Annotated in this window: 16 protein-coding genes; 4 read left to right on the forward strand and 12 right to left on the reverse strand. The window is 63.3% G+C overall.

Going from position 1 to position 16,596, the window contains the following annotated elements; genetic code table 11:
• The first annotated feature begins 321 nt into the window (after positions 1–321).
• Both ACSW29_RS28105 and ACSW29_RS28110 read left to right on the forward strand, forming a co-directional pair.
• Positions 322–1,740, forward strand: coding sequence for an amidase (locus ACSW29_RS28105; protein WP_317826206.1), 1,419 nt, complete (start codon positions 322–324; stop codon positions 1,738–1,740).
• A gap of 4 nt (positions 1,741–1,744) precedes the next feature.
• Entirely contained in the window at positions 1,745–2,299 is a 555-nt protein-coding gene (locus tag ACSW29_RS28110; RefSeq protein ID WP_448278870.1) for a TetR/AcrR family transcriptional regulator, read from the forward strand.
• 49 nt (positions 2,300–2,348) lie between these two features.
• Here the strand turns inward: ACSW29_RS28110 and era are convergent, their stop codons facing one another.
• The 5 genes from era to ACSW29_RS28135 all read right to left on the reverse strand — a co-directional run bounded on the left by era (position 2,349) and on the right by ACSW29_RS28135 (position 7,104).
• Positions 2,349–3,266, reverse strand: coding sequence for a GTPase Era (gene era, locus ACSW29_RS28115; protein ID WP_230813895.1), 918 nt, complete (start codon positions 3,264–3,266; stop codon positions 2,349–2,351).
• 24 nt (positions 3,267–3,290) lie between these two features.
• Complete coding sequence (locus ACSW29_RS28120; RefSeq protein WP_019749019.1) at positions 3,291–4,595, reverse strand: hemolysin family protein; 1,305 nt, start codon at positions 4,593–4,595, stop codon at positions 3,291–3,293.
• Positions 4,596–4,616: 21 nt separating this feature from the next.
• Positions 4,617–5,159 carry an rRNA maturation RNase YbeY gene (ybeY, locus tag ACSW29_RS28125; RefSeq protein WP_003944525.1) on the reverse strand — a complete coding sequence of 181 codons (543 nt, stop codon included), beginning with the start codon at positions 5,157–5,159 and terminating at the stop codon, positions 4,617–4,619.
• 48 nt (positions 5,160–5,207) lie between these two features.
• Positions 5,208–6,296, reverse strand: coding sequence for a PhoH family protein (locus ACSW29_RS28130; RefSeq protein ID WP_003944580.1), 1,089 nt, complete (start codon positions 6,294–6,296; stop codon positions 5,208–5,210).
• 112 nt (positions 6,297–6,408) lie between these two features.
• Positions 6,409–7,104 carry a TetR/AcrR family transcriptional regulator gene (locus ACSW29_RS28135; RefSeq protein ID WP_317826205.1) on the reverse strand — a complete coding sequence of 232 codons (696 nt, stop codon included), beginning with the start codon at positions 7,102–7,104 and terminating at the stop codon, positions 6,409–6,411.
• A gap of 128 nt (positions 7,105–7,232) precedes the next feature.
• Between ACSW29_RS28135 and ACSW29_RS28140 the strand changes: the two genes are divergently transcribed.
• Positions 7,233–8,822 carry an MFS transporter gene (locus tag ACSW29_RS28140; RefSeq protein ID WP_448278871.1) on the forward strand — a complete coding sequence of 530 codons (1,590 nt, stop codon included), beginning with the start codon at positions 7,233–7,235 and terminating at the stop codon, positions 8,820–8,822.
• Here the strand turns inward: ACSW29_RS28140 and ACSW29_RS28145 are convergent.
• From ACSW29_RS28145 to hrcA, 5 genes are all read right to left on the reverse strand, one after another.
• Positions 8,814–9,590: an alpha/beta hydrolase family protein gene (locus ACSW29_RS28145; RefSeq protein ID WP_448278872.1), complete on the reverse strand. Its 777-nt coding sequence runs from the start codon at positions 9,588–9,590 to the stop codon at positions 8,814–8,816. The genes ACSW29_RS28140 and ACSW29_RS28145 overlap by 9 nt on opposite strands.
• Positions 9,591–9,604: 14 nt before the next feature.
• Positions 9,605–10,843: a L,D-transpeptidase gene (locus ACSW29_RS28150; RefSeq protein ID WP_448278873.1), complete on the reverse strand. Its 1,239-nt coding sequence runs from the start codon at positions 10,841–10,843 to the stop codon at positions 9,605–9,607.
• Between the two features lie 123 nt (positions 10,844–10,966).
• Positions 10,967–11,728, reverse strand: coding sequence for a 16S rRNA (uracil(1498)-N(3))-methyltransferase (locus ACSW29_RS28155; protein ID WP_448278874.1), 762 nt, complete (start codon positions 11,726–11,728; stop codon positions 10,967–10,969).
• A gap of 2 nt (positions 11,729–11,730) precedes the next feature.
• Complete coding sequence (dnaJ, locus tag ACSW29_RS28160) at positions 11,731–12,882, reverse strand: molecular chaperone DnaJ (RefSeq protein ID WP_230813909.1); 1,152 nt, start codon at positions 12,880–12,882, stop codon at positions 11,731–11,733.
• An 80-nt stretch (positions 12,883–12,962) separates the two neighbouring features.
• Positions 12,963–14,006 (reverse strand): heat-inducible transcriptional repressor HrcA, encoded by a 1,044-nt coding sequence (hrcA, locus tag ACSW29_RS28165; protein ID WP_003944583.1) that lies wholly within the window; start codon positions 14,004–14,006, stop codon positions 12,963–12,965.
• Positions 14,007–14,163: 157 nt separating this feature from the next.
• On the opposite strand from hrcA, the gene ACSW29_RS28170 reads away from it, so the two are divergent.
• Positions 14,164–14,487, forward strand: a complete 324-nt coding sequence (locus tag ACSW29_RS28170; protein WP_230813911.1) for a type II toxin-antitoxin system VapB family antitoxin — start codon at positions 14,164–14,166, stop codon at positions 14,485–14,487.
• A gap of 3 nt (positions 14,488–14,490) precedes the next feature.
• On the opposite strand, the gene ACSW29_RS28175 is transcribed toward ACSW29_RS28170, so the two are convergent.
• Both ACSW29_RS28175 and hemW read right to left on the reverse strand, forming a co-directional pair.
• Positions 14,491–15,111: a CG0192-related protein gene (locus ACSW29_RS28175; protein WP_448278875.1), complete on the reverse strand. Its 621-nt coding sequence runs from the start codon at positions 15,109–15,111 to the stop codon at positions 14,491–14,493.
• A 45-nt stretch (positions 15,112–15,156) separates the two neighbouring features.
• Positions 15,157–16,383, reverse strand: a complete 1,227-nt coding sequence (hemW, locus tag ACSW29_RS28180) for a radical SAM family heme chaperone HemW (RefSeq protein WP_448278876.1) — start codon at positions 16,381–16,383, stop codon at positions 15,157–15,159.
• Between the last annotated feature and the right edge of the window lie 213 nt (positions 16,384–16,596).

Raw genomic sequence — 16,596 nt, forward strand, 5'->3', positions numbered from 1 at the left:
GCGCTCGCTTGTAGGGCGCGCAGCACCAGCGCGCACACGAGAAAACCGCCGAGAATCAGAGCAACGTAGGCCAGATCGGCCATGAGCTTCCCTCTTCGAAATCTTTGCCGTGCTGCTGTGCATCGCAGCCATGACGCTCGGTCGCCTGGACCGGATGCGCTCTCTCAGCTTCGACCTCGGTTCGGCCGTATTCCGCGTCTCTGACGATCCACTTACGCGCTGACCTGGCGTCTTGACGCGATCTTGACGCGGAACCGAAGTTCGCCAATACTGAAACAAGTTACTGTTCGTTCGAACGAACAGTTTTGCGAAGGGAACCTGATGACTTCTCGAACCGACCACGATCTCGCCCCCGGACTCGTCGACCAGGTTGCGAGTCTGGCCTCGGGTGCTACTTCGTCCGTCGCGGCCACCGAGGCAACGCTGAGTCGGATCGACGCAACTCAGCCTCATCTCAATGCGTTCAAGATCGTGCGGCGAGAGAAGGCACTCGAGGAAGCCGCCGAGGCCGACAGGCGTCTCGCACTCGGTGAGCGTCTACCGCTACTCGGTGTGCCGATCGCAGTGAAGGACGATGTCGACATCACCGGCGAACCCACCGCCTTCGGTTGCCCTGGCGATTTCCCGGCGAAGACCGAGGACTCGGAGATGATTCGTCGACTCCGCGACGCCGGCGCAGTGATCGTGGGCAAGACCAACAGCCCTGAACTGGGCCAGTGGCCGCTCACCAGTGGTTCCGCCTTCGGTTACACGCGCAATCCGTGGTCGCGTCACCACACCCCCGGAGGATCGTCGGGCGGCACCGCCGCGGCTGTCGCGGCCGGATTGGTCAGCGCCGGAATCGGTTCCGACGGTGCCGGTTCCATTCGGATTCCAGCGGCCTGGACCAACCTCGTCGGAATCAAGCCGCAGCGCGGGCGCATTTCCACCTGGCCCGACCCCGAAGCGTTTTACGGCCTGACGGTCAACGGACCCCTCGCCCGCACCGTCGCCGACGCCGCACTGCTACTCGACGTCACTGCGGGCAACCACGACGGCGATCTCCACAAGCCGACACCGGTGACGGTCAGCGATGCGGTAGGACGCAACCCCGGAAAGCTGAAAATCGCTCTTTCCCTTCGTAACCCGTTCACTGCTACTCCCGTGAAGCTGGACCCCGAGGTGCGCCTCGCCGTGCATTCGATCGCCGACACTCTGCGGGAACTCGGACATCACGTCGTCGTGGACGATCCCGCGTACGGCCTGATCTTCGGCCTGAACTTTCTGCCCCGCTCACTCGTCGGAGTTCACGACTGGCTCGGACGCGTTCCCGACCCGACACTGGTCGATGCCCGAACACGCGGAAATGCGCAGAACGGCAAGCTACTTCGCGGCGCACCTCTGCGTGCAGCCCGTGCAGCCGAGCCGCGGATGCGAAAGCGGATCGGAGCGATCTTCGACACGTACGACGTCGTCCTGGCACCCACGACGGCAACTCCGCCGATCATGGCGACCGCCATCGACGGCATCGGCGGTTGGGACACCGACAAGGTCATGACCGGCGCTTGCCCGTACGCGTGGCCGTGGAACGTCCTCGGCTGGCCGTCGGTCAACGTGCCGGCCGGATTCAGCAAGGCCGGCCTACCCATCGGTGCGCAGTTGATGGGCAACGAGAACACCGAACCGCTGTTGGTCTCGCTCGCTTCACAACTGGAATCGGTCCTGCGTTGGGATCAGGTCCGCCCCGAGCCGTGGTGGTGATTCGATGAGTAACCGCGACGTTCGCGAGCGAATACTCGATGCCGTTCTGCACGTCGTCGGTACCGATGGCATCCCCGGTGTGAGCAACCGGCGCATCGCAGCGCAGGCGGGCGTCTCACTCGGATCGATCACCTATCACTTCGCGAGCCAGTCGGACATGCTTCGGGCGGCGCTGTCTCGCTTCGTGACAGACGAGACGACGCGCCTGCGAGCCTTGGCCGAGGAGTACCGCGACAAAGGTCTGAGCGTCGAGGACGCCGCGGCAATTGCCGAGAAGGTGACGCGAGATCTGTCGTTCTCCGCCGAGCGGATCGCGCCGTTCGAGATGTACATCGCCGCCGGCCGAGACCACGAACTACATCAGGTGGCGGTCGAATGCTTTGCCGCATACGACGATCTGACCGTCACGATTTTGACGGCACTTGGCATACCGGATCCGGAGTCGATTGCATCCACTCTCGTCGCCGTCATCACCGGTCTGCAGCTCCGTCGCCTGGCTACGGGCGTCGACGATCAGGACATCGGTGCGGCGCTCCTCAGGGTCCTCCGGCCCCTGTGAGTGGTTAAGGAGTCCAGGGACTGCTTAACCACTCACGGGGCCGGAGGCCCTAGAAGCCCAGCCGGCCCAACTGCTTCGGGTCGCGCTGCCAATCCTTGGCTACCTTGACGTGCAACTCCAGGAAGATCCGCACACCGAGCAGCTTTTCGATCTGCAGACGGGCACTGGTACCGACTTCCCGCAGACGCGCTCCGCCCTTACCGATGACGATGCCCTTCTGACTGGGACGCTCGACGTAGAGCAACGCATGGACGTCGAGCATCTCGCCCTGCTTTTCGGTGCGACCCTCGCGCGGGATGACCTCCTCGATCACCACGGCCAAGGAGTGAGGCAATTCTTCACCGAGGCCCTCGAGCGCAGCCTCACGGATGAGTTCGGCCATGAGCACCTCTTCGGGCTCGTCCGTCAGTTCGCCGTCCGGGTAGAAGGCCGGGCCCTCGTCCATCAGACCGGCAAGGACGTCGACCAGGATCTCGACCTGCTCGCCCGACTGCGCGGAGACCGGGACAACCTCGGATTCGGGGCCGAGCAGGGTGGACAACGCAAGCAACTGCTTGCCGACGGCGTCGCGGCTTACCTTGTCGATCTTGGTGACGATGCCTACCAGCTTGGTCTTGGGCGCCATCTGACGGACCTGTTGCACGATCCAGCGGTCGCCGGGCCCGATGGCCTCGTCAGCCGGGATGCACAGGCAGATGACGTCGACCTCGGAGTAGGTGTCACGAACCAGGTCGTTGAGGCGCTGCCCGAGCAAGGTGCGGGGCTTGTGCAGTCCGGGGGTGTCCACCAGGATCAGCTGCGCATGCTCGCGGTGAACGATGCCACGAATCGTATGGCGCGTCGTCTGCGGTCGCGAGGACGTGATCGCGATCTTGCTGCCGACCAACGCATTGGTCAGCGTGGACTTACCCGTATTGGGTCGACCCACGAAACACACGAAGCCTGACCGGAATTCGTTGTTGCTCATAACTGCTCCTCGCTGAACACTCGCTCAGTCATCGGTGTCTTCTGTCTCTTCGTCTTCGGACCGCGGGATGCGCTGCACGAACACCGTGCTGATGCGTACCCGTCCCCGGCCCGTATTGGTTCCCTCGCCGCGCAGGATCAAACCGTCGTACTCCACTTCGGAACCGGGAAGTGGAACTCGGCCGAGTACGTATCCAATGAGCCCGCCGACGGTCTCCACCTCGTCGAGTTCGAGTTCGAGATCGAACAATTCACCGAGGTCTTCGATGGGAAGTCTCGCGGATACGCGAAACATTCCGTCACCGAGATCCTCGATGGGCGGCGTCTCGTCCTCGTCGTACTCGTCGGCGATCTCGCCGACGATCTCCTCGATGACGTCCTCGATCGTGACCAGCCCGGCGATTCCGCCGTACTCGTCGACGAGGATCGCCATGTGATTGCGGTCGCGCTGCATCTCGGCCAGCAAGCTGTCGAGTGGCTTCGAGTCGGGAACGAAGACCGCCGGCCGCATGACGTCGCAGACGTTGACGTTCCGGCCGCCGTCGGGCAGGTGGTAGGTCTGCTTGACCAGATCCTTGAGGTAGACGACACCGAGCACGTCGTCGACGTTCTCCCCGATGACAGGCAAGCGCGAGTGACCACTGCGCACGGCCAACGATGTTGCTTGTCCGGCATTCTTGTCGTTCTCGATCCACACCATGTCGGTGCGAGGCACCATCACCTCGCGTGCCGACGTGTCTCCGAGTTCGAAGACGGACTGGATCATTCGGCGTTCTTCGTCGGCGACGACGCCGCGTTCCTGCGCCATGTCCACGAGTTCACGCAACTCGATTTCCGAAGCGAACGGGCCGTTGCGGAAGCCCTTACCCGGGGTCAAGGCGTTACCGACGAGGATCAGGACGCGACTGATCGGCCCGAGCAGAACACCGATCCAGAGCAGTGGGAGAGAAGCTGCCATCGCGATCGAGTACGCATGTTGGCGCCCAAGCGTTCTCGGTCCGACGCCGATGACCACATACGAGACGAGAACCATGATCACTGCGGTGACGGTCAGCGCCCAGCCCAACGAGAGGATGTCGATCAGGCCGCCCACGAGTACGACGGTGGCCGTGATCTCGCACAAAATGCGAAGCAGGACCATCAGATTCACGTATCGCGGACGATCGGTCAGGATGCGTTGCACTCGCGCGGCACCGGCTCGCTCTTCCTTTGCCATTTCGTCGATGCGCGCCGACGAAATGGTGTTGAGCGCCGAGTCGACGGCCGCGAAGACACCACCGACCGGGACAAGAGCAATCGCCAGAACAAAGAGCGCTATGGCGCTACTCACTACAGAACCCCCGGATAACTGTTATCGGTCCACTCCGTCGACGAAACCCGTCTTACCGAGCAGCTTCTGATCGCGTTCGGCCAGTGCTGCTTCGCGGTCGATGCGGCGAAGGTCTTCGTACCATTCTTCGAGGAGGCTGTTCTGCAAGCCGAACATCTCCTTCTCCTCTTCCGGCTCCGCATGGTCGTAGCCGAGGAGGTGCAACACGCCGTGGACAGTCAGGAGGGCAAGTTCGTGAGCCAGTGAATGCCCGGCCTTGTCGGCCTGATCCGCAGCAAAAGACGGACACAGCACGATGTCGCCGAGCATCGACGGCCCAGGCTCGGGGGAATCGGGACGGCCACCAGGCTCGAGTTCGTCCATCGGGAACGACATCACGTCGGTCGGGCCCGGCAGATCCATCCAACGAACGTGCAGATCCGCCATCGTCGCGGAGTCGACGAGAACCATCGACAGCTCGGCCGCCGGATGGACATCCATCCGAGCGATCACGAAACGGGCAACGCTGATCAACTCCGGTTCGGAGATATCCATGCCCGATTCGTTCGAGACCTCGATGCTCATGTGCGACGCTCTTTCCTGCAAAAAGTAGGGGTTGATGCGTCGATCAGCCTACCGTCGCGGTGAATGAGCATGTGCAGCGCGGCGCTGCGCCCGGTTTCCGACCGCCAACTCGCCGGACCGATCCGATTCGTGACGCTCGTAAGCATCGACGATGTGGGAGACCAGCCGATGACGTACGACGTCGCTGCTGTCGAGAGTGGCGAAATGAATATCGTCGATTCCGGTGAGGATTTCGGATGCCGCGCGCAGACCCGAGCGGGCCCCGCCCGGCAGATCGACCTGGGTCACGTCTCCGGTGACCACGATCTTGGAACCGAACCCGAGGCGGGTCAGGAACATCTTCATCTGCTCGGCTGTGGTGTTCTGTGCTTCGTCCAAGATGATGAAGGCGTCGTTGAGCGTGCGGCCACGCATGTAGGCGAGCGGAGCGACCTCGATGACTCCGGCCTGCATCAACTTCGGAATCGCCTCGGGATCCATCATGTCGTGCAATGCGTCGTGCAGCGGGCGCAGGTACGGATCGATCTTCTCGTGCAGCGTGCCGGGCAGAAAGCCCAGTCGCTCGCCGGCCTCGACTGCCGGCCTGGTCAAGATGATCCGAGAGACTTGCTTGGCTTGCAACGCCTGTACGGCCTTGGCCATGGCGAGGTAGGTCTTGCCCGTGCCGGCCGGGCCGACTCCGAACACGATGGTGTTCTCGTCGATGGCGTCGACGTAGCGTTTCTGGTTGAGGGTCTTCGGCCGAATCGTCTTGCCCCGACGCGAAAGAATGTCGAGGGAGAGGACCTCGGCCGGAGACTCGCCGACCTCGTTGGTGAGCATGCCGATGGTTCGTCGAACAGCGTCCGGTGCGATGGGCTGCCCCCGACCGGCCAGCGACGCCAATTCACTGAACACACGTTCTGCCAGCGCCACGTCTGCAGCCGTCCCCGACAAGGAGATGGTTCCGCCACGTACATGAATGTCGGCACGAAGCTCACGTTCGATCGCGGTGAGGTTCTCGTCCGTCGCCCCCAGGATTTGACGCACGGTCTCCGGCGCCAGATCCATACTCGAACGGACGGTGCGCTCTGCGGGCAGAGCGCGCTCGGTGATGGTGGTTACACGGTTCCCGTCGAGTTCACTGTGTTCACTCACGTGGTGAATATGGCCTGCTTTCTGGTCCGATCAGCCCACTCGACTCGTGAGCCTCGATACTTCGAAGTCTAGCGCCCGAGTCGGACACGGCCCACTTGTTAATCGTTCCGGCCTAATCCTCGCGGCGACCGGACGGGAGCGATTCGCGGATCCATTCCGACGCTTCGGCGACGATCTCGGCACTTCGCTCCGGACTGATACCAGCGATGACCAGGCACACCGCGGCAAAGGATTCGCCAGAGTCCGTGATGAACCCACTGTTGGCCTGATCGAACAAAGTGATCGTGATCGCCTCGGTCATCGCTACCAGAGTCTCGGCCGGCAGGTATGTCGAGAAGGTTCCGTCACGCTGACCGCGCTCGACGACGCTGATACTCACGGCGCGCGCGGGCTCCATCAAATCGAGAATCCGCTGCTCCCCCAACTCTTTGCGAGCAAAGCTGAGCAACATCCGGAATCGATCGCCGACCGGCCACGACAGCAGTGCAAGTACGGCAGTCGCCAGATCCGGGCGCTCGGGCGGCTCACCGGCTTGGCTCAGCGCAGCCACGAGATCGGTCGATGCCTCGTCCACGATGCCGTTGATCAGCGCCTCACGGCTGTCGAAATGCGCGTACACGGTTCGCCTGACCACACCGGCGGCCTTTGCGACGTCGTCCATGCTCGCATCCGGATCAGCAGCGAACGCCGTGATCGCCGCCTCGATGATGCGATTGCGATTGGCCGCGGCCTGACTACGACGCTGCCGTCCGCCCGATTCGGCAGTTCCCGAAACGACTGTGCCCGAATGCGTCAACGCGCGTTCCACCTCTTTCGACTGCCCAACTGTGATCTAGATCAATCATAGTTGCACATCGGTGTGCAAGTTATTAACTTACACACCAGTGTGCAAATAGATCGAAGAGTCTCTTCGATCATCAGGAACGGAGTCGCGCCATGACGACACTCATGAGCAAACCTGTCTCGGAGATGGACCAGCCGTACTCACGGCGATGGGCCGCCCTGGGGGTGTTGTGCCTGAGCCTGCTGATCGTCGTGATGGCCAACACCGCGCTGATCGTCGCTGCTCCGGACATGACCAGAGACCTCGGCCTCACCAGCACTCAACTTCAATGGGTCATCGACGGCTACACAGTCCCCTACGCCGCGCTGATGCTGCTGTTCGGCGTGATCGGTGACAAGTACAGCCGCCGTGGAGCGCTTCTGGCCGGACTCGCCGTGTTCGCCGGCGGCGCCGTCTTCGGCAGTATCGCGGACACCACCAACGCCGTCATCGCGGCACGAATGATCATGGGCGTCGGCGCCGCGATCATCATGCCCGCGACGCTCTCGCTTCTGGTCGCCACCTTTCCCAAAGCGGAGCGATCACGCGCCATCGCGGCGTGGGCAGCGACGTCGGGTCTCGCGATCGCCCTCGGCCCGCTGCTGGCCGGATGGATCCTCGACAGCCATTCCTGGAGCATCACATTCCTGATCAACGTCCCGATCGCCGCAGTCGCTGCCGCCGCCGCCGTAATCCTGGTGCCGCCGAGCAAGGCGGAGCACCTGGGCCGGATCGACTGGATCGGCGGCGCACTCTCGGTGGTCACCATCGGCTCGCTCGTGTACTCGATCATCAACGGATTCCACTTCGGGTGGAGCGGCGGACCCATCGGTGCCGCTGCACTCGCCGCGATCGGCCTCGTCTCGTTCGTGGTCTGGGAACTGCGCCACCCGCAGCCACTGCTCGACGTCCGTAAGCTCGGCCAGCGCATGGTCGGCGGCGCGACGCTCGCGGTACTTCTGTTGTTCCTCGCCGCCTTCGGTGCCATCTACTTCATCTCGCAGCAGTTCCAGTTCATCCTCGGCTACGGCGCACTCGAAACCGGTGTTCGTTTGCTGCCCTTGGCAATTGCCGTTTCGATCGGCGCCGTTGTCAGTGGCAGGATCACTCCGCTGATCGGCGTCCGGGCATCCATCGTCGGCGGCATGGTGGTCGCCGCGATCGGCGTTCTGATTCTCACGCAGGTCGACGGCGATTCGGGCTACTGGATGTTCGCAGTCCCACTGATCCTGCTCGGCCTGGGCATCGGTCTCAGCGAACCGCCGGCCACCGACGCCATCATGGACAACTTCTCCGAGGACGATCTCGGCGCTGCAGGTGGCCTCAACGACACCGCCATCGAACTCGGCGGCTCGCTGGGAATCGCGATCCTCGGCTCGATCCTCGCTGCGAGCTACAAGGATTCGATTGCCGGATTCATCAATGGCATGCAGGTTCCGCAGTTGACGGGCGAACTTGCGCAACAGGCCGCGTATGCGATGGAGGTGTCGGGCGAATCCGTTGGCGGCGCGTCGTTGGTCGCCGAAGAGATGGCAGGCAACCCGTTGGCTGCAGCTCAGGCACAGCCGTTGCTGGAGGCGGCCGGCAGTGCCTATGCCGACGCGATTTCGGCGGCCAGTTGGGCGGGCGGGCTTGCATTGTTCGTGGGCGCAGTTGTCGTCGCGTTCATCCTGCCTGGCAAGAAGGCCCCTGTGTCAGTCTGACGTGATCGGGGCCAGCGGGTCTTCGGCGAGAACCAACTCGCGGGAGACCCGCCAGGACTCGGTCGAGGGTGAGAGAAATGCGTCGTGCCCTTCGCCCTCGATCACACGCAGTGCCACGGGATCACCAGCCGCTTCGGCAGCCTTCGCATACCGGGAGCTCACCTTGGCAGGCACCTGCAGATCCTCCGCACCCGTGACGCACACAACGGGAACGCCGATCGGCAGTCGATGCTGCGGCGACGCACCGCGATACAGATCCGGGTCCGCTTCGAACGGAACGCCGAACAGATCCTCGATGAAACTGATCCGTCGTCCCCGCTCGCCTGCCGACGCCAGATCGAGTGCGGCAGCCTGCGCGATGACCCGTTCAGGCCGGGTGAACGTGTCCTTCTCTCCCGCCAGCCACACTGCAAGATGTCCGCCGGCCGAATGCCCGAGCAGGCGAATCTGATTCAGATCGAATTCGGCCGAGGACTTCGCGGCAACCAGTCCGGGGATTTTGTCGTACGCCGTTTTCACGTCGGCGGACATTTCCGGCCAACCACCGCCCGCCCCGAGGCGGCGGTATTCGATGTTCCACACTGCGACGCCGTGCCGCGCGAGTTCGACGGCAAACGCGGTGCCCAGATTCAATCCGTACTGCCCGCTCCAGAAGCCGCCGTGGATCTGCATGACGATCGGGATCGGGCCGTCAACCGCCTCGTCGGGAACGTAGAGATGCCCGAACTGCTGCTCGTGTGGACCGTACGGAATCTTGAATCGAGGCACCGAGGAAATCTATCTCAGGCGAGGGCGCTGCCTGCGGCCCAGTCGGCCCACGAGAGAGTCCAGTCACCGTTCTGCCAGACCTCCAGCGGAGCGCCGCCGGTGTTCTTGATCTCGACGACATCTCCTGGCTGCGAGAAATCGAAGAACCATTTGGCATTGGCCGCACTGAGATTGAGACAACCGTGCGAGGTATCGGTGTTTCCCTGCGCCCAGACGGTGCTCTCCAACTCGTGAAGATAAATGCCGTCGGTGCTGATGCGGGTGGCCCAGTTGATGGATTCCTTGTACCCGAGGCGCGAGTTGATCGGCAGTCCGTAAGTCGACGAATCCATGATCACGGGATTGGCCTTGTCCATGACGGTGTACGTGCCGGGCTGGGTCCAGAACGAGAGCGTCGTGCCGCCGATCGTCTCGGTACCGCCCATTCCCATCGAGGTCGGCATTTCCTTGATCACCTGACCGTTTTCGTAGACGGTCACCATCTTGGTGTTGTCGTCGGCGACCGAGACGTGGGAGTCGCCGATCTTGAAGGACACGGTGTCGTCCTGTTGGCCGTACAGTCCGTTGCCGAGTTGCTTGCCGTAGATGTTGGCGTTCACCGAGACCGTCGTGCCTGGTTCGTAGTAGTTCTGCGGTCGCCAGTGAACGTTCTGACCGTCGACCCAGTACCACGATCCCAGCACCGGCGGATTGGTGGTGACCACCAGAGACTTTTCGGCCGCGGCTTTGTCACCGATCAACTCGTCGAAATGAACGGCGACGACCGCGCCGACGCCGTACGTGCCACCGTCCGAAATCGAGGCGCCACCGGTGGTGTTGATGTACGCGCGAGTCTGATTACTCGGCGCGACGGTGGTCAGCGTCGTGTTCTTGGTCGTGGCAACACCATTCGCGTCGACGGCATCGACGACAAGCTTGTAGGTCTTGCCGTATCCGAGTGGTTCGCTCGGCTTCCAGGACGTCTTGTCCGGCGTCGTGATACCGGCGACTTCCTTACCTTCGGGATTGGTCAGCGCGACGGTCGTCAGTGTTCCCTTCGCGACCTGGACCTCGATGGGGTCGAGTGGACTCACCGGGGTTCCGCCGTCCGCCGGTGTGACGGTGACGAGCGCCTCGCTGGTCGGTGTGGTGGTGACGGCGCTGCTGGAGGAACCCGTGTTGTCTCCGGTGGAGACTGTGCACCCCGCGACCAGCATCATCGCCGCCGCGGCACACACCGCTCCAACGATTCGCATATGCGCACGTGACAACATCTGGCCTCCTGAAATCCCCGAACCAACTCACGCCGAAGGCGACCCCCGACGTCCTTACGATAGTGCGCAAATCTGACACTTCGCTGAGCGCCGGATCCGATTCAGCTCGGGATCACAACAAGATCAGTGCAGTGGCCGTGGTCCCCAGCGATCGGTCAGCACTCCGATCGCGCCCAGAGCAACAGCCCCGGCGGTCGACGTGCGCAGGACCGTCGGGCCGAGAAGCACCGGAGTGGCCCCGGCCTCCGACAAGGCACTGATCTCCGAATCGTCCAGCCCACCTTCGGGACCGACAACCAGAAATACCTCGTCCGCGCTCGCCAGCGGTAAGCCGGCCAACGGCGTCGTCGCCGATTCGTGAAGCACCGCAACCACAGCGCCGCGGGCAACGGCGTCGCGAACCAACGTGATCACCGCCGCCGTCTTGTGCAGCTCCGAAATCTCCGGGACGAATGCGCGCCTGGACTGCTTAGCCGCCGACACTGCCGCACTTCGCCAGCGTGCGACGCCCTTGGCGAGCTTCGGTCCCTCCCACTTGGCAACACACCGCAAGGACTGCCACGGAATCACCGCGTCGATACCGGCCTCGGTCGCCAGTTCGACGGCCAACTCGGAACGCTCGGCCTTGGGAAGTGCCTGAACGAGGGTCACCAACGGCTTGGGCTGCTCGAGAACCTGAACGTCACTGACCAAAAGTTCCAGGCGATCCTTGCCGACGCTCGTCACCTCGGCATCGGCTACCCGGCCACGACCGTCGGCCAGAACCAAACGCTCGCCGACGCCGATCCGTCGGACGGTCGCCGCGTGGCGACCCTCCTGCCCGTCCAGAACCGCGATTTCACCGACTCCGGGAACCGGGTCGAGAAAGAAGACCGTTGCGGCCACCGTCAGCGGCCGCTGAATGCTTCGCGAAGACGCGAGAACAATCCACCGCTGTTCTGCGAGTTGGTCGAGACAACTTCGGCCTCGTCACGATCGCGGAGCAGCTTGAATTCCTTGAGCAGCTTGGACTGCTTGTGATCGAGGCGGCTCGGGATGACCACTTCGAGGTGAGCGTGGACGTCGCCGCGCACTCCCGACCGCAGTTTCGGCATGCCGTGACCGCGAAGAACAGCAACGTGCCCGGGCTGGGTGCCTGGCTCGATGGTGATTTCCTTGGGACCGTCGATGATGGTGTCGACGGTGACAGTCGTACCGAGCGCTGCGTCGACCATCGGAACGCGGATCGTGCAGTGCAGGTCTTCACCGTCCCGAACGAAGACGTCGTGCTGCTGCTCGACGATCTCGACGTAGAGGTCGCCGGGGTGTCCGCCGCCTGGGCCGACTTCACCCTGCGCAGTCAAACGGATGCGCATGCCACCGGCAACGCCCGCCGGAACCTTCACCGTGATGTCGCGCTTGGCCCGAACTCGGCCGTCGCCGCCACACTTGTGGCAGGGATCCGGGATGGTCTCACCGGCACCGCGGCACGTCGGGCAGGGACGCGAGGTCATGACCTGACCGAGGAACGAGCGCTGGATGGACTGAACTTCGCCGGCACCGTTGCAGGTCTCACAGCGGACAGGCTTGGAGTCGCCGTTGGTTCCGGCTCCGGTGCAGCTGTCGCACAGGATCGCCGTCTCGACCGTCACGTGCTTGCTGACTCCCGTCGCACATTCTGCGAGCGTGAGCTTGGTGCGAAGCAACGAGTCGGCTCCGGGCTGAACGCGACCGCGCGGGCCACGTCCTGCGCCGCCACCGCCGCCGAAGAATGCTTCGAAGACGTCGCCGAGGCCACCTCCACCGAAACCGCCGCCGAAACCGCCACCTCCGCCGCCACCGGACTCGAGCGGGTCTCCGCCGAGATCGACGATGCGACGCTTCTCCGGGTCGGTCAGGACCTCGTAAGCCGTCGAGATCTCCTTGAACTTGGCCTGCGCCGCCTCGTCAGGGTTGACGTCCGGGTGCAGTTCGCGTGCCAGCTTGCGGTAAGCGCGCTTGAGCTCCTGGTCTGTCGCGTTCTTGTCGACGCCGAGCAATCCGTAGTAATCCCGTGCCACGTTGAGTCTCTCGTCCTTCTCTTACTTCTAGGTTTTCCTCAGTCCTCGCGAGGAGGTGTGTCGACGAATGTCGACGCCCGTCATCGCTCGGAGAGAACTTCGCCGATGTATCTGGCAACGGCGGCAACCGATGCAATTGTTCCCGGATAGTCCATCCGAGTGGGTCCGAGCACACCGACACCACCGAAAACGGTACCGGCCGCGCCGTAGCCAGTCGAAATCACGGAGGTTCCGCGCATCTGCTCGACCTGCGTCTCTTCACCGATCTGAACTGTGACCGTGCCGGAATTCTGCGTCGCAGCGAGCAGTTTCAGGACCACTACCTGCTCTTCCAGTGCCTCGAGCACTGCGCGCAGCGAACCGGGGAAGCCGGCCAGACCGGAGAAATCAGCGGCGTTGCGCGTGAGGTTGGAGGTTCCCCCCAAGACCAAGCGATCTTCCGGATGCTCGACCAGGGTCTCGACCAGAACGGTTGCCGACCGGATCACGGCATCGCGCAGGTCGGCCGGAGATTCGTCGGCCAGTTCCGCCACGGCAATCGACGCGGCGGCCAGGCGCTTGCCTTCCAGTGCTCCGCCGAGAAGCGTGCGCAACCGGGACAGATCCTCGTCTTCGAGAACGTCCCCGAGTTCGACGATTCGTTGATCGACGCGGCCGGAATCGGTGATGAGAACGAGGAGCAGACGCGCGGGCGTCAGCGCGACCACCTCGAGGTGGCGAACCGACGATGCGGACAGCGACGGGTACTGGACAACCGCGACCTGACGGGTCAGTTGCGCGAGCAGTCGCACACCTCGACGCAGAACGTCGTCGAGGTCGACGCCTGACTCCAAGAACTCGAGGATTGCTCGACGCTCCGGCCCGGACATGGGCTTGACGTCGGCAATGCGATCGACGAACTCGCGGTATCCCTTGTCGGTAGGGACGCGCCCGGAACTGGTGTGCGGTTGGGCGATGTAGCCCTCGGCTTCGAGGAATGCCATGTCGTTGCGCACAGTGGCGCTCGACACTCCGAGGTTGTGACGCTCGACCAGTGCCTTGGATCCCACCGGGTCCTGGGTGGAGACGTAATCGGCCACGATTGCACGTAAGACCTCGAAACGCCTGTCGTCGGTACTCGACATCGTTGCCACCTCCGTTTCCTGAACAGAACGAACACCGACATTTACACATCGGTTCCCACTGGCAGTCTAATCGTCCGAGCGCCAGAGACGGCTGTTGCCCTTACTGTGGAGTGAGATCGGTGAACGGCCGATCGCACAACCACGGACAAGGCGGCACATGATCTTCAAAGGCGTGATGGACGGCAAACCGTATCCCGATCACGGACTGTCTCTACGCGACTGGTCGAAGTTCCCTCCACGTCAGGTTCGACTCGACGAGATCGTGACCACCACGAAAGTCCTCGAACTCGATCGCCTGCTGTCGGAGGACTCGACCTTCTACGGCGATCTGTTCCCTCACGCGGTGCACTGGCGCGGCACCCTTTACCTCGAGGACGGCCTGCACCGAGCGGTTCGTTCGGCCCTGCGAAACCGCGTCGTTCTGCACGCGCGTGTCTTCGACTTCGACGCAATGCCCGGTGTCATCGAGGGCGTCCGCTGACGCTCAGGCGACAGTCACGAGCAGCGCAGGAGTCGTTTGCCCCGGCCAGGTTCCGGTGAGCGTCGCCGAGCCTGACACTCGGTCTGCGTCGATCACTCTCACCACGGTCAATTCCAGGTCTCCCGCGCTGATGATCGTGTCAGTGCCGACTGTCGAGCAGGTCACGGATTCGACGACCGGCACCGACGCCCCGGCCTTACCGCTACCCGTGACGTGAGCTGTCACCGGAATGCGATCGCCCGAATCCGCGAAGACCAATTCAACCCCGGTACCGCCGGTGAGAATCGCGGTCGCCAACGCGGTCACGTAGACCGGATCACAGCACGCGTCGTACACCCACCGCTTGCCCAGCACCGAATGATCCATGGTTGCGATCAGTGCAGCGTCCGCCCCGGCCAGTGGAGCACCACGGTAGGTGAGCGGGACCTGGAGAATTCGACCGTCGGCCGTGCGGAGCAGGTGCGTCTCGATTCCGACCTCACCGTCCGGGTCGTCGAAACGATAGGCGTCGACGCGTTCGAGCGTCGAACAGTCGACGGAACCGAGCCACGGCTGCGTGGGTACCCACGCTCGGAGCAGGTCGTTCTTGGAGGGATTCAACTGCGCACGATGAATGATGGCCACCGCGGTCACGTTACGCGGGAAGAGATGGCGACGCCGGAAAGCGCGTCAGGTCAGAATCGTGCGAATCACCGCATCGGCGAGCAGGCGACCACGGTCGGTCAGAACCACGTGATCGTTCTCGATCACAGCCAACCCGTCGACGACCACCTGATCGGCCGAAACCCGTTCGGATGCAGACAGTTCCGAGAGCGGAAGCCCAGTACGCAAGCGTGCGGTCAACATGACGCGCTCCATGTGTTCGTCCTCGGGGGTCAGTTCTTCACTGCCGCCGACGGGAAGTTCACCGAGCGCCAACTGTTCCGCATACCGCGCCGGGTGTTTGACGTTCCACCATCGCACTCCACCGACGTGACTGTGCGCGCCCGGTCCGGCGCCCCACCAGTCACCGCCATCCCAGTACCCGAGGTTGTGTCGGCAACGGGTGTCACCGGAGTCTGCGGTTTCCGCTTTTGCCCAATTGGAGACCTCGTACCATCGCAAGCCCGCTTCGGCCAGGCGTGAATCGATTCGTTCGTATCGCGAGGCCAGCACGTCGTCGTCCGGGGCCGGCAGCTCACCGCGCCTGACCTTGCGAGCCATGGCGGTGCCGTCCTCGACGATCAGCGCGTAGGCCGAGACGTGGTCGACATCGGCGGAGAGAACCGCATCGAGTGAAGCGTCCAGATCCTCGTCGCGCTCCCCCGGAGTTCCATAGATCAAATCCAAGTTCACGTGCGAAAAACCAGCTGCGCGAGCCTCTTTCGCGGCAGCGACAGCGCGGCCGGGAGTGTGCGTGCGGTCGAGGATCTTCAGGACGTGCTGAGCCGCGGACTGCATGCCGAGGGAAATACGGGTGAATCCGGCACTACGGAGAGCACCGAAGAATTCCGGCGAGGTCGATTCGGGATTCGATTCCGTGGTCACCTCGGCGCCCGATGCCAAACCGAAACTGCTGCGCACCGCCGACAGCACGTCGGACAGTCCGCCGCCCCCGAGCAGCGACGGCGTTCCGCCACCTACGAACACCGTCTCCGCTGCCGGGGCACCCGTCATCTCGGCTGCGAGATCGAGTTCGCGCCGCAGACCTTCCAACCACGACTGCGGCGACGCCGAGGTTCCGAGTTCACCGGCCGTGTAGGTGTTGAAATCGCAGTACCCACACCTGGTGGCACAGAACGGGACGTGAATATAGATCCCGAACGGCCGTTTCCCGACACCCTCGAGCGATCGCGCGGGCAAGGCAAAGGGTGTCGCCTCGCTCTGTCGAGTGGGAGTCGTACTGGTGGCATTCACGCCTCCAGTGTCCCAGCATCCGGAACACACGCCTATTCAGCCTGCGATGCAGGTCGGCACGTGGCTTGAACTCGATATTTCCCCCGTTTTTCGTGGAAATATGTCCCCGAGTCGGAATTATCGAGTTGACGTGGCACAATGGTCCGCATGACCGGACTCGGAGTGCGACTTGTGGCGCGTCGCCATGTCGACTTCAAGCGTGTGTGCAGCTCG

It is taken from the genome of Rhodococcus sp. GB-02 (assembly GCF_053470465.1).

Excerpts from the sequence above, each read along its gene's own strand:
- ACSW29_RS28105 (WP_317826206.1), top strand. The coding sequence starts at position 322 with ATGACTTCTCGAACCGACCACGATCTCGCCCCCGGACTCGTCGACCAG.
- ACSW29_RS28110 (WP_448278870.1), top strand. The coding sequence starts at position 1,745 with ATGAGTAACCGCGACGTTCGCGAGCGAATACTCGATGCCGTTCTGCAC.
- era (WP_230813895.1), bottom strand. The coding sequence starts at position 3,266 with ATGAGCAACAACGAATTCCGGTCAGGCTTCGTGTGTTTCGTGGGTCGA.
- ybeY (WP_003944525.1), bottom strand. The coding sequence starts at position 5,159 with ATGAGCATCGAGGTCTCGAACGAATCGGGCATGGATATCTCCGAACCG.
- ACSW29_RS28140 (WP_448278871.1), top strand. The coding sequence starts at position 7,233 with ATGACGACACTCATGAGCAAACCTGTCTCGGAGATGGACCAGCCGTAC.
- ACSW29_RS28150 (WP_448278873.1), bottom strand. The coding sequence starts at position 10,843 with ATGTTGTCACGTGCGCATATGCGAATCGTTGGAGCGGTGTGTGCCGCG.
- hrcA (WP_003944583.1), bottom strand. The coding sequence starts at position 14,006 with ATGTCGAGTACCGACGACAGGCGTTTCGAGGTCTTACGTGCAATCGTG.
- ACSW29_RS28170 (WP_230813911.1), top strand. The coding sequence starts at position 14,164 with ATGATCTTCAAAGGCGTGATGGACGGCAAACCGTATCCCGATCACGGA.